Consider the following 1,159-nt stretch of genomic DNA (forward strand, 5'->3'; position numbering starts at 1 on the left):
CATCTCGTTCGTCGTCACTGATTTCGGTGCCGGTCATTGTGTGTCTCCTGTGTGTTTGGCGGCGGCGATGAGAGCGGCACCGGCAGCGAGTGCGGTCGCGGGGCTCATGTCTTCGGTGCCGAATGCTCCGATTCGTGTCCCTGCTGGCCAGTGGCGGACTCGCACGTGCGCCCCGTCAGGTGCCGTCGGAGTTCGATCCCGGTTGATGCGCCACACGTTCGCCTGCGGATCGTCGACTTCGGGTAGTGCGATGACGGTGTAGCCGCTGTCACGGATAGCGGCAACCACATGAGCGGCGAACGTCTCCGTCTTGGCCTGGTCGAGGTCATCGGCGATCGGGTCGACCTGTACGAATGCTTCCCAGCCGCAGGTGCATCCGACATTGCCGACGCGGTACTCGCCGTGTAGTGGCAGGTGGTTGGCGATGAGCTGGACGGCGGGATCGCTACTCACCCCGACCACCACCCCGAAGCAGACCAGCAGCGACTACGGTCGACCGCCAGCCCTCACGCAGAGACTCGGACAACTGATCCCAGGGCTGCCACTTCCCATCTCCACGGACCACGAACCCCTCGTGATGTTCGTATGCCGACTTCGCCGCTGCCTCGATGCGTTGTTCCCGTTCCCGCTCGGCAGACCGGGCAGCATCCAGGGCGTCGGCTTCGGACTTCATCTCGGAGACGACTGCGATGGCGGTGTAGCCACCGGAGTTCTTCGCCCACACGAACCGCTCTGTGACGTCCGCCGCCCACCGGAGATGGTCGGGGTTGGTGGCATCCGGTTCAGGCAGAGACGCTGCGACCGATGGCACTACAACCTCTTGCTGCTCGTCCAGGCTGTCTTGCAGTGATTCGAGGTCGCGCCGAAGTTGATCCCGTTCAGCAACGATGAAGCGCGCTGTAGTCGGCAGCGAATCCGCGCCCTGACCGAGGATTTCACCAACCTCGGCGAACTGCCGAGCCACCCTCTCGTAGTCCTTCTCCTGTCGCTTCAGCTCGATACGCTCGGCAACGGCGTCTTTCAGTGTCTTAGTGAAACCGGTACCCACGTACAGAGTCGGTGGCGACATGTCACACCCGCCCGCGATTTGAATGGCTACGCCGGATTCGAGTACGGCGTCGCGCAAGCGGTCGTGGCGGGCCTTCCAACTCTCCATGGC

2 protein-coding genes are annotated in these 1,159 nt (G+C 63.4%); both read right to left on the reverse strand.

Translation table 11 applies throughout. The annotated features are described in order from the left end of the window. Positions 1–33 precede the first annotated feature (33 nt). Entirely contained in the window at positions 34–453 is a 420-nt protein-coding gene (locus A9310_RS23290; RefSeq protein WP_139104731.1) for a hypothetical protein, read from the reverse strand. Continuing rightward, on the reverse strand, positions 446–1,159 hold a 714-nt coding region (locus A9310_RS26075), incomplete at its 5' end, for a hypothetical protein (protein ID WP_175401204.1). The genes A9310_RS23290 and A9310_RS26075, both read right to left, overlap by 8 nt.

It is taken from the genome of Gordonia sp. UCD-TK1, from assembly GCF_001691435.1.
Classification (GTDB): Bacteria; Actinomycetota; Actinomycetes; order Mycobacteriales; family Mycobacteriaceae; genus Gordonia; species Gordonia hongkongensis.